This window comes from Pseudomonas sp. 91RF (assembly GCF_003576265.1).
Taxonomy (GTDB): domain Bacteria; phylum Pseudomonadota; class Gammaproteobacteria; order Pseudomonadales; family Pseudomonadaceae; genus Aquipseudomonas; species Aquipseudomonas kribbensis.
In genome coordinates, this window is the sequence record NZ_QWFC01000034.1 from 44,197 (window position 1) to 60,417 (window position 16,221).

11 protein-coding genes are annotated in these 16,221 nt (G+C 61.0%); 4 read left to right on the top strand and 7 right to left on the bottom strand.

The window, feature by feature from the left end:
• The first annotated feature begins 83 nt into the window (after positions 1-83).
• Entirely contained in the window at positions 84-779 is a 696-nt protein-coding gene (aqpZ, locus tag DXT77_RS18580; protein ID WP_119428708.1) for an aquaporin Z, read from the top strand.
• Positions 780-795: 16 nt separating this feature from the next.
• On the opposite strand, the gene DXT77_RS18585 is transcribed toward aqpZ, so the two are convergent.
• Complete coding sequence (locus DXT77_RS18585; RefSeq protein ID WP_119428709.1) at positions 796-1,920, bottom strand: GNAT family N-acetyltransferase; 1,125 nt, start codon at positions 1,918-1,920, stop codon at positions 796-798.
• 280 nt (positions 1,921-2,200) lie between these two features.
• Here DXT77_RS18585 and DXT77_RS18590 point away from each other — a divergent pair, with 280 nt between their 5' ends.
• Positions 2,201-3,532, top strand: a complete 1,332-nt coding sequence (locus DXT77_RS18590; protein ID WP_114881829.1) for a putative porin — start codon at positions 2,201-2,203, stop codon at positions 3,530-3,532.
• 143 nt (positions 3,533-3,675) lie between these two features.
• Here the strand turns inward: DXT77_RS18590 and DXT77_RS18595 are convergent, their stop codons facing one another.
• The 5 genes from DXT77_RS18595 to aceK form a co-directional block, all read right to left on the bottom strand.
• On the bottom strand, positions 3,676-3,912 hold the full coding sequence (locus DXT77_RS18595) for an anti-sigma factor (protein WP_119428710.1): 237 nt from the start codon (positions 3,910-3,912) through the stop codon (positions 3,676-3,678).
• The gene (locus tag DXT77_RS18600; protein ID WP_119428711.1) at positions 3,906-4,517 is read right to left on the bottom strand and encodes an RNA polymerase sigma factor; all 612 of its coding nucleotides are present in this window, start codon (positions 4,515-4,517) and stop codon (positions 3,906-3,908) included. Before DXT77_RS18600 ends, DXT77_RS18595 begins: the two co-directional genes overlap by 7 nt.
• Positions 4,518-4,666: 149 nt before the next feature.
• Positions 4,667-5,788: a beta-ketoacyl-ACP synthase III gene (locus DXT77_RS18605; RefSeq protein WP_114881826.1), complete on the bottom strand. Its 1,122-nt coding sequence runs from the start codon at positions 5,786-5,788 to the stop codon at positions 4,667-4,669.
• Between the two features lie 329 nt (positions 5,789-6,117).
• Positions 6,118-10,029 (bottom strand): ATP-dependent RNA helicase HrpA, encoded by a 3,912-nt coding sequence (gene hrpA, locus DXT77_RS18610; protein ID WP_119428712.1) that lies wholly within the window; start codon positions 10,027-10,029, stop codon positions 6,118-6,120.
• A gap of 188 nt (positions 10,030-10,217) precedes the next feature.
• Positions 10,218-11,939 (bottom strand): bifunctional isocitrate dehydrogenase kinase/phosphatase, encoded by a 1,722-nt coding sequence (aceK, locus tag DXT77_RS18615; RefSeq protein ID WP_119428713.1) that lies wholly within the window; start codon positions 11,937-11,939, stop codon positions 10,218-10,220.
• 417 nt (positions 11,940-12,356) lie between these two features.
• On the opposite strand from aceK, the gene DXT77_RS18620 reads away from it, so the two are divergent.
• Together DXT77_RS18620 and DXT77_RS18625 are read left to right on the top strand one after the other, a co-directional pair.
• Positions 12,357-13,982: a methyl-accepting chemotaxis protein gene (locus DXT77_RS18620; protein WP_119428714.1), complete on the top strand. Its 1,626-nt coding sequence runs from the start codon at positions 12,357-12,359 to the stop codon at positions 13,980-13,982.
• Positions 13,983-14,065: 83 nt separating this feature from the next.
• Positions 14,066-14,974 (top strand): DMT family transporter, encoded by a 909-nt coding sequence (locus DXT77_RS18625; RefSeq protein ID WP_119428715.1) that lies wholly within the window; start codon positions 14,066-14,068, stop codon positions 14,972-14,974.
• Positions 14,975-15,031: 57 nt separating this feature from the next.
• Here DXT77_RS18625 and DXT77_RS18630 read toward each other — a convergent pair whose 3' ends face one another.
• Positions 15,032-15,895 carry a DMT family transporter gene (locus tag DXT77_RS18630; RefSeq protein WP_119428716.1) on the bottom strand — a complete coding sequence of 288 codons (864 nt, stop codon included), beginning with the start codon at positions 15,893-15,895 and terminating at the stop codon, positions 15,032-15,034.
• Between the last annotated feature and the right edge of the window lie 326 nt (positions 15,896-16,221).

The window sequence follows — 16,221 nt, forward strand, 5'->3', positions numbered from 1 at the left end:
AGGCTCTGGAGATGAACCTGTCGTAATTGCAAGGAAGCACAACTCGATGCAGTCTCGATAGCGCGTCTATCAAGGACTCTCTCATGTCTCTGTTAAAACGTTCAGCCACGGAGTTGTTGGGTACGTTCTGGTTGGTGCTGGGTGGTTGCGGCAGTGCGGTGATCGCTGCGTCCTCACCTGTGGGGATCGGCGTGCTGGGGGTCGCCCTGGCGTTTGGCCTGACGGTGCTGACCATGGCGTTTGCCATCGGCCACATCAGCGGCTGTCATCTCAACCCGGCCGTGTCGGTCGGTCTGGTTGTCGGTGGTCGGTTCCCGGCCAAAGAACTGCCCGCCTACATCATCGCCCAGGTGATCGGCGGGATCCTGGCAGCGGCGCTGCTGTATCACATTGCCAGCGGCAAGGAGGGTTTCGACATCGCCGCCGGCCTTGCTTCAAACGGTTATGGCGAACACTCACCGGGAAAATACTCGATGGCCTCCGGGTTCGTCACGGAGCTGGTTATGACTGCCATGTTCGTGGTGATCATCCTTGGCGCCACCGACAAGCGCGCCCCGGCGGGACTGGCACCGATTGCCATCGGCCTGGCTCTGACGCTGATCCACCTGATCTCGATTCCGGTGACCAACACCTCGGTCAACCCGGCCCGCAGCACGGGCCCGGCGCTGATGGTCGGTGGCTGGGCCATCGCGCAGTTGTGGATGTTCTGGGTCGCGCCGCTGCTGGGCGCGGTGGTGGGCGGCGTGGTCTATCGCTGGCTGGGCAAGGAAGAAACCTGAGGAGAGCGGGCGAGGATCAGGCTTGTCGATACGGCAAGGCGCTCCTCGCCTCTTCCGCGTAAGCCAGCACACCGGCGCGCTCCTGCTGAAGGAAATCCTTCACGGCGGCTTTCAGGCCGGGATGGCGCAGGTAATGCCAGGAGTGAGTGATCACCGGCTCAAAGCCACGAATCAGTTTGTGTTCGCCCTGGGCGCCGGCATCGAAACGCTGAAAGCCTTGGGCAATCGCGTAGTCCATGCCCTGATAAAAACAGGTTTCGAAATGCAGCCGGTCGTACTCGGCCAGACATCCCCAATAACGCCCGTAGAAACTGTCGCCACCCACAAGGCTGAACGCCATCGCCACCGGCCTTGAGCCCTGTTTGGCCAGCACGACACGAATCGATTCCGGCATGCGCTCGGTCAGCAGGCTGAAGAACTCCCGCGTCAGGTACGGCGCCTGACGGCGCACGGCATAGGTGTTGGCGTAGCAGGCGTAGACAAAATCCCACTGCGCCTCATCCAGATCTCGCCCCTCAAGCCATTCGAATTCGAAACCCTGCCCCGCCACTTGCTCCCGCTCCTTGCGCATCTGCTTGCGCTTGCGCGAGCTGAGCACGTCGAGAAAGTCCTGGAAGTCGCGATAGCCGCGATTCTGCCAGTGGTACTGACAGCCGATGCGTTGCAGCCAGCCCGGCTGCTCGGCCATGGCGGTATCGGTGAAGGCATCGGTGAAGTTGATGTGGGCGCCGGAGAGTTCTTCGATTTCCAGATAGCCCGGCAGGCTCTTGAGTAGTTCGAATCCGTCCTCGACGTTCGCCGCCAACAACCGTGGACCACTGACCGGACTGAAGGGCACAGCGCTCAAGAACTTGGGGTAGTAATCAATGCCGGCACGGGCGCAGGCATCGGCCCAACCGTGATCGAACACGTATTCGCCGTAGGAATGCCACTTGCGATAACCGGGCAGCGCCGCGATCAGACGCCCTTCTTCGACGTGCAGCAAATGCTCCGCCTGCCAGCCAGTGTGCGGGCCGACACTGCCGCTGTCTTCCAGCGCGCCGAGGAAGGCATGGCGCAGAAACGGCTGGTTGTCCGGCACCAGTGCATCCCAGAGTGCCGGTTCGATTTCCGACAGTTTTTGCAGGCGCTGCAACGGCATTTTCCTCTCCACTTCTGGCCCTGAAAGCCTCGCGAGTATCGCTGATCCGCCCTGTCTTGCCCATGTCCGATTGCGCGACAGCGCTCTAGATCAATAGTTCACGCAAGTTTTGTATCGTCATCAACCTGCCATCACCGTGCCACTGCTCTGTCATAAACCATCGCGATACTGGCGCCTGTTTTTAGAGCGCCGGGTTCTACCCGGACACAGTTTTCCGACGTTCAAATCGTCGGTTGTGCCCAGGATGGTTCAGCCATCCCTCTCATCTTCGGAGATTGCTATGCGTCTTGCTTCCACGAAAACTGCGGCGGCCCTGTGCGGTGGCCTGTTGCTGGCCATGAGTGTTCCGGCCAGTGCCGCAGTCGACGCCAAACTGCTCGACATGCTCAAGGCTAACGGTTCCATCACCCAGGCGCAGTACGTAGAACTGCAAACCGAACTGGCCCAGGATCAGAAGGCCCAGCAAATCGCGCAGCAGGCGCAGCAAGAGACCAACGAGCAAATCGCGGCAACCGCGAAGAAAACCAACGAGCTGAGCAGCTTCGACCAGAAGCTGGCCTGGGCTGCCAAGACCCAGTTCAAGGGTGACGTACGTTTCCGTCAGGAAACCGTGAAAAACGATGGCGTACCGAACGCCAAGGACCAGGACCGTCAGCGCATTCGTGCCCGTCTGGGTGCCTACACCGAAATCAACCCGCAGGTTGATACCGGTATCCGTATCGCCACCGGCAGCAGCGATGACGCCCGCTCCACCAACCAGGACCTGAACAACTACTTCGACAAGAAGCAGATCTGGCTCGACCTGGGCTACGTCGACTACCACCCTGACGCGGTCAAGAACCTGCACCTGATCGCCGGCAAGATGAACCAGCCTTGGGTGAGCATGGGCGACATCATCTGGGACAGCGATATCAACCCGGAAGGCCTGGCCGTCACCTACAAGTACCCGCTGAACGGCAGCGCCGAACTGTTCGGTAGCGCCGGTCACTACACCCTCAAGGACAACGTCGACGGCGAAGGCGTGCAGTTCAAGCACGACCTGCGTCTGTACGCTGGCCAGTTGGGCGGTCGTTTCGCGCTGACCGACAGCCTGAAACTGACCCTGGGCGGCAGCATCTACTCCTACGACAACGACAAGGACAGCGCCTGCCCTACCAGCGGCACCGTTACCGCGCCATGCGCCCTGGCCGTCAACGGCAACAGCCCGAACGAAACCTTCAAACTGTATGAAGGCTTCGGTCAGCTGGACATCGCCAACCTGCCGGTTCCGCTGTCGATCTACGGTCAATACGTGAACAACAACGACGCCAGCAACGACCAGGACACTGGCTGGCTGGCCGGCGTGAAGACCAAGGTTTACGGCTTCGGCATCGATTACAACTATCGCGACGTGCAGCGTAACGCGGTGGTGGGTGCCTTCACCGACTCCGACTTCGCCAACGGTTACACCGGTTCCCGCGGCAGCAAGCTGAAAGTGAGCTACGAGCTGGACAAGAACTTCACTTTGGGCGCCACCTACTTCATGGCTAACTCGGATTACACCAACGCCAGCCTCAAGAAGACCGACTCCGACATCAACACCCTGCAACTGGATGCTGAAGCCAAGTTCTAAAACAGCAGTCACAGGCGGCAAGTTACAAGCTTCAAGTGAAAGCCTCGCTTGAAGCTTGAAGCTGAAGTTATCCTACAGCCCGGCGCCGCAACAGCGATCCCCATCATCCGTTCGCTGCTGTTACGCCGGGCTGTTTTTTTGTCTCAGGGACTGTCTTTTCGCCGTTGCGCCGCCAGCCGCTCGGCCAACGCATCCACACCCTCATCCGGTTTCTCCGGCATCACCCGCAATGTCGCCTGCATCAAACGCATCTGACGAATGAAACGCCGGCAATTAGGGCAGAACATCAGGTGATGACGCACCATCAGTTTCTCGCGAAAGCTCAGCTGGCCATCGAGATAATCGCTGGATCGTGCCACTTGCTCCTTGCAGGTCAACATTCGCCTGTCTCCTCAAAATGTTCCACGGTCGCGAAGACCTTCAAACGTGCCCGGTGCAGCAGCACACGGACATTGGAGAGCGAGATCTCCAGAAGATTACAGATCTCTTCCAGCTCCAGGCCCTGACGCTCGCGCAGCAACAGCACACTGCTTTGCAGTTCCGACAGGCTGAGCAGCGTGTGTTCCAGGCATTCGCGCAGTTCATTTTCGGTCAGCAGCGCTTCGGGCGTGTCCTGATGCCAGGCGAACGGTGCGATCAGCCAGTGGCCGTCGCCGGGGGAAAAGCGGTCGTCGTCGATGGTGCCATGGGGCGATGGCAGATCATCCATCAGCACTTCGCGGCGATTCTGCTTGTAGCGGCCCTTGGCCGAATTGGCGGTGATGGTCAGCAGCCAGGTCTTGAGACTGGAGCGGCCCTCGAAGCTGCCGATATGCCGCACCACCGACAGCCAGGCGTCCTGCACCACTTCCTCGACATGACGCTGACCGACAATCGCATAGGCCACGGCGCGCATGGCGCTCTGGTAGGTTGTGACCAGCTCCTTGAAAGCCTTTTGCTCGCCAGCCAGCAAGCGCGCCAGCAATTGGGTGTCGTCAACCGCCATCCTTCAATCCCCTTGTCCTGACTTCGAAAATGATAACGGCAGGATGGCGCTCACTGTGCCATCCTGCCGCTACCTTCGAAAATTACAGCGTTACAGCTGATCCGGCTGTAGGAAAGATCAGCGCGGTTAAGAGGAAATTAACCTTCGCCTCAACGCTTGCGCAGAATCACGCTACCAATCGAATAACCGGCACCGAACGAACTCAGTACCGCCAGCGAACCGGCCGCCAGATCGTCCTGATACTTGTGGAACGCGATCACGGAGCCGGCGGAGCTGGTGTTGGCGTAGGTGTCGAGAATCACCGGCGCTTCTTCTTCGGTCGCTTCGCGGCCCAGCAGCTTGCGCACGATCAGGTGATTCATGCTCAGGTTGGCCTGGTGCAGCCAGAAGCGCTTCACGTCACCGACGTTGAGTTTGTTCTCCTCCAGATGCTCGCCGATCAGCTCGGCCACCATCGGGCACACGTCCTTGAACACCTTGCGACCTTCCTGCACGAACAGTTTGTCGCGGGCACCGATGCCCTCTTCCGCTGCGCGGTTGAGGAAGCCGAAGTTGTTGCGGATGTTGTTGGAAAACTTGGTCAGCAATTTGGTGCTGACCACGTCGAACTGGTGCTTCGACGTTGCCGTATCGGCACGCTCGATGACGACGGCGGTAGCGGCGTCACCGAAGATGAAGTGGCTGTCGCGGTCGCGGAAGTTCAGGTGACCGGTGCAAACTTCCGGGTTGACCATCAGGATCGCCCGGGCCTGGCCCAGTTGCACGGTGTTGGCGGCTTGCTGGATGCCGAAGGTCGCCGACGAGCAGGCAACGTTCATGTCGAAACCGAAACCCTGGATGCCCAGTGCTTCCTGGACTTCGATGGCGATGGCCGGATAGGCGCGCTGCAGGTTGGAGCAGGCGACGATCACGCCGTCGATGTCGGCGGCGGTCTTGCCGGCGCGCTGCAAGGCTTGTTCGGCAGCGCCGATGGCCATCTGGCAGAGCACCGACCATTCGTCGTTGGAACGCTCCGGCAGGCGTGGTGCCATGCGTTGCGGATCAAGGATGCCGTCCTTGTCCATGACAAAGCGGCTCTTGATGCCCGAGGCTTTTTCGATAAACGCGGCGCTGGATTCGGTCAGGGCCTGGATCTCGCCGCTGGCGATGGCGTCGGCGTTGTCCGCGTTGAACTGCGCGACGTAGGTATTGAAAGACTGCACCAGCTCTTCGTTGGAGATGCTGTTGGCCGGGGTGTACAGGCCGGTGCCGCTGATGACGACGTTATGCATGGTCGTTTCTCTAATCTGTTCAGGCAGAAAGTGCTGGCACCGACGTGCCAACACGCAAAGGGTCTATTCCCATAGAGGGGACGCAAAAACCTGGCATCGCTTTATTCCGCTGCGCGACCCGGCAAAGGCTCTGGGTCGCGAAACCGGCATTTATGGTGGCGAAGTTTGCCATAAACCCGAGGTTTTGGCCCCCTTCTCAAGATCAACACCTGCTCCATGTGGGAGCGAGCCTGCTCGCGAAGGCGTCGTAACAGCCAACATTGCTGGCGACTGACACACCGCTTTCGCGAGCAGGCTCGCTCCCACAAAGGATCTAAGCAATTTCTGAATCAGGCCTCGACCTGGCTCCATTGTTTATTGAGGCGCTTGTCGGAGATCGGCACTTTCGTCCCCAACTGCTGGGCGAACAGCGAAACCCGGTACTCCTCCAGCCACCAGCGATACAGCTCGAGCTGCGGATCGCGCTTGCCTTCCTGAGCATGCTTGGCGGCGCGAGTCTGGTATTGCGTCCAGAGGCCGGCGAGTTCGCCGCTCCAGACCCGATCCTTCTGCACCTGGGCGCCCAGCTTCTCGAAACGCTGCTCGACGGCCTTCAGATAGCGCGGCAGCTCCTTGAGCCAGAGCATCGGCGTTTCGCGGACGAAGCCCGGATACACCAGATGACCGAGCTGCTGCTTGATATCGTTAAGCGCCACCGCCTGAGCCAGGTCGATCTTGCCTTTGAAGCGTTTTTGCAGACCGTGCCAGAGCTTGAGGATTTCCAGGGTCAGGCGTGCTACCCGCTCCGCATGCTCCGTCCAGATGCCACGCTTGCGCTCGGCCAGAGCCGCCAGCCCTGCGCCGTCGCGAGGTAACGGGTCTTCGCCATCAAGAATGCAGCTGTCGAGGCTGGCCAGCAGAATGTCTTCCACCAATGCATCGACCCGACCCAGTTCGCGGTACAGCAGGCCCAGTTCGGTCAGGCCCGGCAACTTGCCACGCAGGAACTTGGCCGGTTCGGCCAGTTGCAGCATCAACAGCCGCTGCAAGGCGCGGCGATGCTGGAACTCGGCTTCGGCCGGGGTCGAGAAGCGCCCTTCCTTGACCGTGCCGCCCTCTTCCACCAGCGCCGGATAGACCGTCATCGATAGCCCGGCGATCTTCTGCTGAGTCTTTTCCGCCACCGGCGCGAAGACCTTGGCCTCCACCGGTTGCTGGCTTTTCGCACTCTGCGGCACGGCCAATGCAGCCTGGCTGGCTTCGGCGAAACGCGCCGTCAGCTCCGCCAGATCCCGACCTTCACCGAGGAACTTGCCCTGGCCGTCGACGATTTCCAGGTTCATCCGCAGATGGCTTTCGACCTGCTGCGCCGCTTCGGCCCAGGCTTCGTCGCTGACCCGTGCACCGGTCATGCGCAGCAGTTCACGGCCCAATGCTTGCGGCAACGAACCCTCGGCGAACGTCATGCGTTGCAGCGCAGCCTTGATAAAGTCCGGCACCGGCACGAAGTTCTTGCGCAGGGCCTTGGGCAGGTTGCGCACCAGCGCAATGCACTTGGCCTCGATCAGCCCCGGCACCAGCCATTCCAGGCGTTCCGGCGGCAGCATCGGCAACAGCGGCGCCGGCACACGCAGGGTCACGCCGTCGCGCGGGTGATTGGGTTCGAAGTGGTAACTCAGGGCCAGTTCCAGATCGCCGATGTGCAGGGTGTCCGGGTAATGCTGGGCGGTGACTTCGCTGGCCTCGCGGGCCAGCACGTCCTCTTCGCGCATGATCAGCAGTTGCGGGTCTTTCTGGCTGTTGACCCGATACCAGCTGTCGAAGGTCGCGGTCTGATGAATCTCCGCCGGCAGTCGCGCATCGTAGAACGCGTACAGGGTTTCCTCGTCGGCCAGAATGTCCCGGCGACGGGCCTTGGCTTCCAGTTCGTCGAGTTGCTCCAGCAATTGCTTGTTGGCGGTCAGGCATTTGGCCCGGGACTGAATCTCGCCGCGCACCAGGCCTTCACGGATGAACAGCTCGCGCGAGACCACCGGATCGACCGGGCCGTAATGCACCGGTCGACGCCCGACCACGATCAGGCCGAACAGCGTGATCTGTTCGAACGCGACGACCTGGCCGCGCTTCTTCTCCCAGTGCGGTTCGAAGTGGTTTTTCTTGATCAGATGTCCGGCCAGCGGCTCGATCCAGTCGGCGTCGATCTTCGCCACCATCCGCGCGTAAAGCTTGGTGGTTTCCACCAGTTCGGCGGTCATCACCCACTGCGGGCGCTTCTTGCCGATGCCCGAGGACGGATGAATCCAGAACCGCCGCTGACGGGCGCCAAGATAGTCGCCGTCGTCGGTTTTCTGACCGATCTGGCTGAGCAGGCCGACCAATACCGCTTTGTGCAGTTTCGGATAGTCCGCCGGCTCTTTATTGAGGCTCAGCTGCAAATCGCGGCAGATCAGGCTCAACTGGCGATGGGAATCGCGCCACTCGCGCAAGCGCAGGTAGTTGAGGAAATTCTTGCGGCACCAGTTGCGCAGCGGATTGGCGGTCAGCGCCTGGCGCTGTTCTTCGAAACCACGCCACAGATTGACCAGCGCAGCGAAGTCCGAATCGGCATCCTTCCACTGCGCGTGGGCCTGATCGGCGGCTTGCTGACGCTCCGGCGGACGCTCGCGCGGATCCTGAATCGACATGGCGCTGGCAACGATCAGCACTTCCTGCAAGCTGCCGAGTTTCGCCGCTTCAAGCAGCATGCGGCCCATGCGCGGGTCCACCGGCAGGCGCGCCAACTGGCGGCCGAGCGGCGTCAGCTGACTGTTGCGATCCACCGCCGACAGCTCTTGCAGCAGGTTGAAACCGTCGCTGATCGCCTTGCCGTCGGGCGGCTCGATGAACGGGAACGCGGTGATCTCGCCGAGGCGCAGATGCAGCATCTGCAAAATAACCGCTGCCAGATTGGTGCGCAGGATTTCCGGATCGGTGAATTCCGGGCGACCGAGGAAGTCCTCTTCGCTGTACAAGCGCACACAAATGCCCGGCTCGACCCGGCCGCAACGACCTTTACGCTGGTTGGCGCTGGCCTGGGAAATCGCTTCGATCGGCAGGCGCTGAACCTTGGCGCGGTAGCTGTAGCGACTGATGCGCGCGGTGCCGCTGTCGATCACGTAACGGATGCCCGGCACGGTCAGCGAGGTTTCGGCAACGTTGGTCGCCAGCACCACGCGACGGCCCGGGTGGGACTGGAAGATCCGCTGCTGCTCGGCCGGCGACAGGCGCGCGTACAACGGCAGGATTTCGGTGTGCTTGAGCTGGGCCTTGCGCAGCATGTCGGCGGCGTCGCGAATCTCGCGCTCGCCCGGCAGGAACACCAGTACGTCACCAGGACTGCGGCGTTCACTGCGCTCATACGCGGCGATTTCATCGAGGGTGGCGAGGATCGCCTGATCCACGGTCAGGTCGTCCTCGACGCGGTTGCCCTCTTCGTCCTGCTCCAGGGTCAGCGGGCGATACCAGGTTTCCACCGGGAAGGTGCGGCCGGAAACCTCGACAATCGGCGCATCATCAAAGTGCTTGGAGAAACGCTCCAGATCGATGGTCGCCGAGGTGATGATGACCTTCAGATCCGGACGACGCGGCAGCAGGGTTTTCAGGTAACCGAGCAGGAAGTCGATGTTGAGACTGCGTTCGTGCGCTTCGTCGACGATGATCGTGTCGTAGCGTTCGAGGTAGCGGTCGTTCTGGGTTTCCGCCAGCAGGATGCCGTCGGTCATCAGTTTGATCAGAGTGTTGGCATCGCTCTGATCCTCGAAGCGCACCTGATAGCCGACCAGCGCGCCCAGCGGCGTACCGAGTTCTTCGGCGACCCGGCTGGCCACACTGCGCGCCGCGATTCGGCGAGGCTGGGTGTGGCCGATCAGACCGTGCTGGCCGCGACCGATCTCCAGACAGATCTTCGGCAACTGGGTGGTTTTACCCGAGCCGGTTTCACCGGCGATGATCAGCACCTGATGCTTTTCCAGGGCCTTCTTGATTTCGTCACGCTTGGCCGCAATCGGCAGGCTGTCGTCGTAACGGATCACCGGCAGGCTGGCCTTGCGCGCCAGCACCTGATCGCAGGACGCCTGCATGCGCGCCACCCACTGGGCCAGCTTGGCCTCGTCGGGTTTCTTGCGCAGCTCAAGCAACTGCCGCCGCAGCCGGTGGCGGTCGGCGAGCATGGCGTGATCGAGGTTTTTCAGCAGTTTGTCGATGGAGGGCGATTCGTCGGTCATCGGGTACGCAATTCGGTCGTCTAGTGGCGCAAGGACGCGATTGTCGCAGATTTTACGACCGCTGCGCGGCCGATCGCGAGCAGGCTCGCTCCCACCCTGGATCTCCAGCGGCCATAAAACCGGTGCACAGCGCGATCAAATGTGGGAGCGAGCCTGCTCGCGATGAATTGCGCAGCAATTCCAGAAAGTCACTCGTTATCGAGGCCCTTGCGCCGATACGGGAATACATCGATGACTTTCCCCGCCCTGATCGCCTCCTGCAACCCCTTCCAGTAATCAGCGTTGTACAGCTCGCCATGCAACTGATCGAACAATTTGCGCTGCGCCGAGTCGGCAAACAGAAACGGCGGAAACTCCTCGGGGAACACGTCCAGCGGCCCGATCGAGTACCACGGTTCGGAGGCCATTTCGTCCTCCGGCGTGCGCGGTGGCGGGATGTGGCGGAAGTTGGCTTCGGTGAGGAAGCAGATCTCGTCATAGTCGTAGAACACCACCCGGCCATGGCGGGTGACGCCGAAGTTCTTCAGCAGCATGTCGCCGGGGAAAATGTTGGCCGCCGCCAGTTGCTTGATCGCCAGCCCGTAATCCTCCAGCGCTTCGCGCACCTGGGCTTCGTTGGCGTTGTCCAGATACAGGTTCAGCGGGGTCATCCGGCGTTCGGTCCAGCAGTGGCGGATCAGCACCGTTTCGCCTTCCAGCGACACCGTGGACGGCGCAACTTCCAGCAATTCCGCCAGACACGCCGGATCGAATTTGCTCAGCGGAAAACGGAAATCGGCGAACTCCTGGGTATCGGCCATGCGCCCGACGCGGTCGACGCTTTTTACCAGTCGGTACTTCTCGATCACTGTGGCGCGGTCGACGTTTTTCGACGGCGAGAAGCGGTCCTTGATGATCTTGAACACGGTGTTGAAACCCGGCAGCGTGAACACGCTCATGACCATGCCGCGCACGCCCGGGGCCATGATGAACTGGTCGTCGGTATTGGCCAGGTGGTTGATCAGCGCGCGATAAAACTCGGATTTTCCGTGCTTGTAGAAGCCGATCGAGGTGTACAGCTCGGCGATGTGCTTGCCCGGCAGGATGCGCTTGAGAAAGCCGATGAATTCCGCTGGCACCGGCACATCCACCATGAAATACGAACGGGTGAACGAGAAAATAATCGACACATCCGCTTCGTCGGTGATCAGCGCGTCGATCTGAATCCCCCGCCCCTCGCGGTGCAGCAGCGGAATCACCAGCGGCCACTGGTCGTCGTTGGTGTAGATGCGCCCCACCAGATAGGCGCCCTTGTTGCGGTACAGCACCGAGGAAAACAGTTCGACGCTCAGTTCCGGGTCCTTGCACACCCAGTCCGGCAAGTTCTCGCGCAGTTGCGCTTCCAGACGCTGCAGATCCCGGGGCAGATCGGCGTAATCCTCGCTGAATCGGTAATCGGCAAAGATGCTCGCGAGCATGCCCGACAACTGTCCTTGCGGCTTGTAGGTGCGGGTTTGCGCAGCCCGGGCGCGGCGCAGGCTTGGCCGGGTGGTATGGATGAACATGCAGCCGTCGCTGATCAGGTCGTGGCTGAACAGGCCGCAGAAAATCGAGTTGTACCAGGTCTCGGAGAGTTCATCGTCGAAGCGCAGGTCGATGATGCTGATGTAGGCACTTTTCACCAGTGGCCAGCAACTGACCTCCATCAGCGTGTCCGCCTCGAAATACTCGCGCAGGCGCGCGACGGTTTCGCCGACCTTGTCTTCGTAGAGGTTGATCCGCGCCGCCGACGCGGTTTGCGTCTCTTGCCAGCGCGCCTGTTCGAAACGTTCCCGGGCGCCGTCGGTGATCCGCCGGAAATGCTCGCGGTAATCGTCAAAGCCATCGAGGATCATGCGGGCGATGTCGGTGGCTGGCCATTGCTGCGGCATAGATGAGACCTCTGCGGGAATTGAAGAATCTGTGCTCGAAGGCCTGAGCTTAGCCACGGAACCGGGGGCAGGAGAAGCGTAATTTCTGCCAATTCCGCGACGGCGTTGTACAACGACACAGTTTTTATCAAAGTTTTTTTAATCGACCGTTCGGTCAGCAAACACATCAACCGGTCGCTCCCGCCGTCCGGCGCCAGCCCGCGAATTCTCTGGGTTTCGGATCCAATCAAGTAACGACATCTCTATTCCGCGGCTTTGCCCTGCCTGCGCATTCCCGCCCATCGCCCGTGACCTTGATTGCGCAGTGACCTTACCAAGGTGATGGCACTTTGATATACAGCCCGCCATCACCCGCCTCACAACAAGATCCTCGGCCCACGAGGACGCCCTCTTTCTCAACGTTCAAGGAGCACATTGATGTCTATCCGGAATCTGCGCATAGGTTTGCGCGCCAGTTTGAGTTTTGCCGTTCTGGCCGGTCTGCTGATGGTGGTGGGCCTGTTCGGTCTGGGCCAGATGAAGGCCCTGCGTGAAAGCGCAGCGGTGATCGAAGAATCGTGGATGCCCAGCATCGAAAGCATCCATGACGCAGCGGCGAACATCGCCAGCATCCGCCTCGAATCCCTGCGTCTGATCACCAGTACCCAGGCCGCTGTGCGCGAACGCAGCAAGGGCATTCTCACGGCGCAACGTCAGGAGTTGCTCAAGCGCCTCGACGATCACAAAGCCCTGCTCGCCAACGATCAGGAACGGGCGATGCTTGAAGGTCTGGGTGCCGACACCGCCAAGTACCTGAGCATCCTCGACCAGATCATCAAACAGATCGACGCCGGGCAGAACGATCAGGCCTACACGCGGCTGACCACTGAACTGGCGCCTCAGGGCAGCGTGCTCGACAAGACCCTGGAGCAAATGATCACCCTCAATCAGCAAGGCGCCGATGCCGCCGCAAAATCCGCTGCCGCGACCTATCAGCAGTCACTGTGGATCGTCGCGACAATCATCGTCATCGCCCTGATCGCCACCTTGCTGCTGGCGTGGCTGCTGACCCGCAGCATCACCGCGCCGATCAATCAGGCGTTGAATGTGGCCCGGCGGATTGCCTCCGGTGATCTCAGCGGCCGCATCGACAGCGACGGCCGCGATGAAGCGGCGCAGTTGCTCACCGCGCTGGCCGAGATGCAGGGCAATCTGCGCTCGACCATTCGCGGTATCAGCGAGTCGGCACAGCAACTGGCCTCCGCCGCCGAGGAAATGAGTTCGGTGATGGAGCAAAGCACCCGTGGCCTGCAACAGCAGAACGACCAGATCGAACAGGCCGCCACGGCGGTCACCGAAATGAGCACAGCGGTCGATGAAGTCGCGGCCAACGCGGTGTCCAGCGCCGAAGCGTCCGAAGCCTCGAACGAGGACAGCAAGCACGGGCATGTGCAGGTCAGTGAGACCATCAGTTCGATTCAGGAACTCGTGAGCGCGGTGCTCGGTGCGTCCGAACAGGCCGAGGGCCTGGCGACCCAGGCCCAGGACATCAGCAAGGTGCTGGAAGTGATTCGCGGCATCGCCGGCCAGACCAACCTGTTGGCGCTCAATGCCGCCATTGAAGCTGCGCGGGCCGGTGAGGCAGGACGTGGTTTTGCAGTCGTTGCCGATGAAGTCCGTTCGCTGGCCCAGCGCACGCAGAACTCCACCGAAGAAATCGAGCTGATGATCAGCAGCATCCAGCAAGGCACCGGTGCCACCGTCGGCGCGTTGCAAAGCAGCGCCGAACAGGCCAGCCAGACCTTGCGCCGGGCCAACAGCGCCGGCCATGCACTGGAGAAAATCACCGCGTCGATCTCGCAGATCAACCAGCGCAACCTGGTGATCGCCAGCGCTGCCGAGCAACAGGCACTGGTGGCCCGGGAAGTCGATGAAAACCTGGTGACCATCCGCGATCTGTCGACTCAGACCGCTGCTGGCGCGACCCAGACCTCTGCCGCCAGTCAGGAACTGTCGCGTCTGGCCGTCGACCTCAACGGGCTGGTGACGCGCTTCGTGCTCTGACGGGAAATTAAATGCCCGATTAGCGGTTGCCATCGTCAGGGCGCTCGGCAACACTCTCGTCCCCATCAAGGAAGGAGTTACCCGTGAGCCCTGTCGATATTTTCCGCATGTTGTCGCTGGCTGCGATCTGGGGTGCGAGTTTCCTGTTCATGCGCATCATCGCCCCCGTGATCGGCACCGTTCCGACCGGTTTTTTCCGGGTCTCGATTGCGGCCGTCGGTTTGTTGGTAATCCTTGGTCTGATGCGCATCAGCTGGGATTTCAAAGGCAAACTCAAGACCGTGATGCTGCTGGGGGTGATCAACTCAGGACTGCCGGCAACGATGTACTCCGTCGCCGCCCAGGTGCTGCCGGCCGGGTACTCCGCCATCTTCAATGCCACCACGCCGCTGATGGGCGTGTTGATCGGCGGGCTTTTTTTCAGTGAAAAACTCACGGTGGCCAAACTGGCCGGGGTGTTCCTTGGTCTGCTCGGCGTGGGCGTGCTGACCCGCGCCGGCCCGGTCGCGTTCGACCTGCCGCTGTTGATGGGTGCCGTTGCCTGCCTGCTCGCAACGACCTGCTACGGTTTCGCCGGTTTCCTCGCCCGGCGCTGGCTGGATCAGGCCGGCGGGCTCGACAGCCGACTTTCGGCGCTGGGCAGTATGCTCGGTGCGACGCTGTTCCTGTTGCCGCTGTTCGGCTACAGCGTCATTACCCAGCCACCCGTGAGCTGGGGCGGCTGGAATGTCTGGCTGTCGCTGCTGGGTCTGGGTCTGGGCTGTACCGCGTTCGCGTACATCATTTACTTCCGTCTGCTGAGCTCCATCGGGCCGGTGAAGTCGATGACCGTGACGTTCATGATCCCGCCGTTCGGCGTGTTGTGGGGCGCGCTGTTTCTCGACGAACCGCTGTCGATGGCCCACGTGTATGGCGGGGTGTTGATCGCAATTGCGCTGTGGCTGGTGTTGAAGCCGGCGGCGGTGAAACCGGTAGAAGTCGCGACTCGCTGATCGGCAGATGCAAAAAGGCCTGGAAGTTTCCTCCCGGGCCTTTTTTATGTGCGGCTGTTATTCCGATTTACGGAACACGAATACCAGACCGACGATGATCAACAGCATCCCCAGCATGCTCAACGCTGCCAGGCGATTGCCGAAGATCAGGTAATCCATCACCGCCGTCACGGCCGGCACCAGATAGAACAGGCTGGTGACATTCACCAGATTGCCCCGGGCGATCAGTCGATACAGCAGCAACGTTGCCAGCACGGAAACCACCAGTCCCATCCACAACACCGGCACGATGAAACCGGCGCTGTGCTCGAAGTGGAACGGCTGGAACGGCACGAAGATCCCGCACAGCAACAGTCCTGCCAGATACTGCACCGGCAGTGTGCCGAGAGGATTGTCGGTGATGCGTTTCTGCATGATCGAGCCGAACGTCATGCTCGCCAGCGCCAGCAGACCGAACAACATCCCCGCCAAAGACATCCCGGCCAGGCCGATGCCCTGGTAAACCACCATGATCAGACCGGCCAGCCCCAGCGCCAGTCCGAAAATACGGCTCGCCGAGCGCTGGCGCTCCATGATCACCACGGTGAGGATCGGCTGCACGCCCATGATGGTCGCCATCACGCCGGGGGTGACCTTCAGATCCAGCGCCAGCAGATAAAAGATCTGATAAGCGCCCAACAGCACCACCCCGGTAGCCATCGCATACAGCATCGGCCGGCCGCCCTTGGGCAGTTTCAGCTTGAGCAACGGCACCAGCAGCACCAGCCCGCACAGGGCAATCACAAAACGGATCAGCAGAAAGGCAAAGGGCGAAGCGTGGGCCAGCCCCCATTTGGAGAAGATCGCCCCGCTGCTCCACAGCAGAACGAACAGGCTCGTGGACGCCGCCGCGAGCGCGGACTTTTTCGAAAGGACAAACATGAATACCACCTGTAGTCAGGCAAATAGCCAACTCAGCCGAAGCTGAAATTCAGTAGGTTTTTTCAGGCAGGCACAGGGGTCAGCAGAAAACGCTGATCAGCCCGAAACGCCAACGCCCGGCGGTGATACGACTGCGCACACCGGCGTGCTACTGACAGGTGGGGGGTAATGGCTGATCTGCACAGGCTGCTGATTCCCGCACGGCACGACGCCAGCGTTGACCGCTGAATCGACTACCGCGTTGATGAGGGATGCAGGCATCTGGGCTGATCTTTTTTGAAGGGTTGAAAGGTGAGCCGTAGAGCTCACGAGCGCCGACTATAACC

Coding starts and splice junctions, on each gene's coding strand:
- aqpZ (WP_119428708.1), top strand. CDS start 84: ATGTCTCTGTTAAAACGTTCAGCCACGGAGTTGTTGGGTACGTTCTGG.
- DXT77_RS18585 (WP_119428709.1), bottom strand. CDS start 1,920: ATGCCGTTGCAGCGCCTGCAAAAACTGTCGGAAATCGAACCGGCACTC.
- DXT77_RS18590 (WP_114881829.1), top strand. CDS start 2,201: ATGCGTCTTGCTTCCACGAAAACTGCGGCGGCCCTGTGCGGTGGCCTG.
- DXT77_RS18595 (WP_119428710.1), bottom strand. CDS start 3,912: ATGTTGACCTGCAAGGAGCAAGTGGCACGATCCAGCGATTATCTCGAT.
- DXT77_RS18600 (WP_119428711.1), bottom strand. CDS start 4,517: ATGGCGGTTGACGACACCCAATTGCTGGCGCGCTTGCTGGCTGGCGAG.
- DXT77_RS18605 (WP_114881826.1), bottom strand. CDS start 5,788: ATGCATAACGTCGTCATCAGCGGCACCGGCCTGTACACCCCGGCCAAC.
- hrpA (WP_119428712.1), bottom strand. CDS start 10,029: ATGACCGACGAATCGCCCTCCATCGACAAACTGCTGAAAAACCTCGAT.
- aceK (WP_119428713.1), bottom strand. CDS start 11,939: ATGCCGCAGCAATGGCCAGCCACCGACATCGCCCGCATGATCCTCGAT.
- DXT77_RS18620 (WP_119428714.1), top strand. CDS start 12,357: ATGTCTATCCGGAATCTGCGCATAGGTTTGCGCGCCAGTTTGAGTTTT.
- DXT77_RS18630 (WP_119428716.1), bottom strand. CDS start 15,895: ATGTTTGTCCTTTCGAAAAAGTCCGCGCTCGCGGCGGCGTCCACGAGC.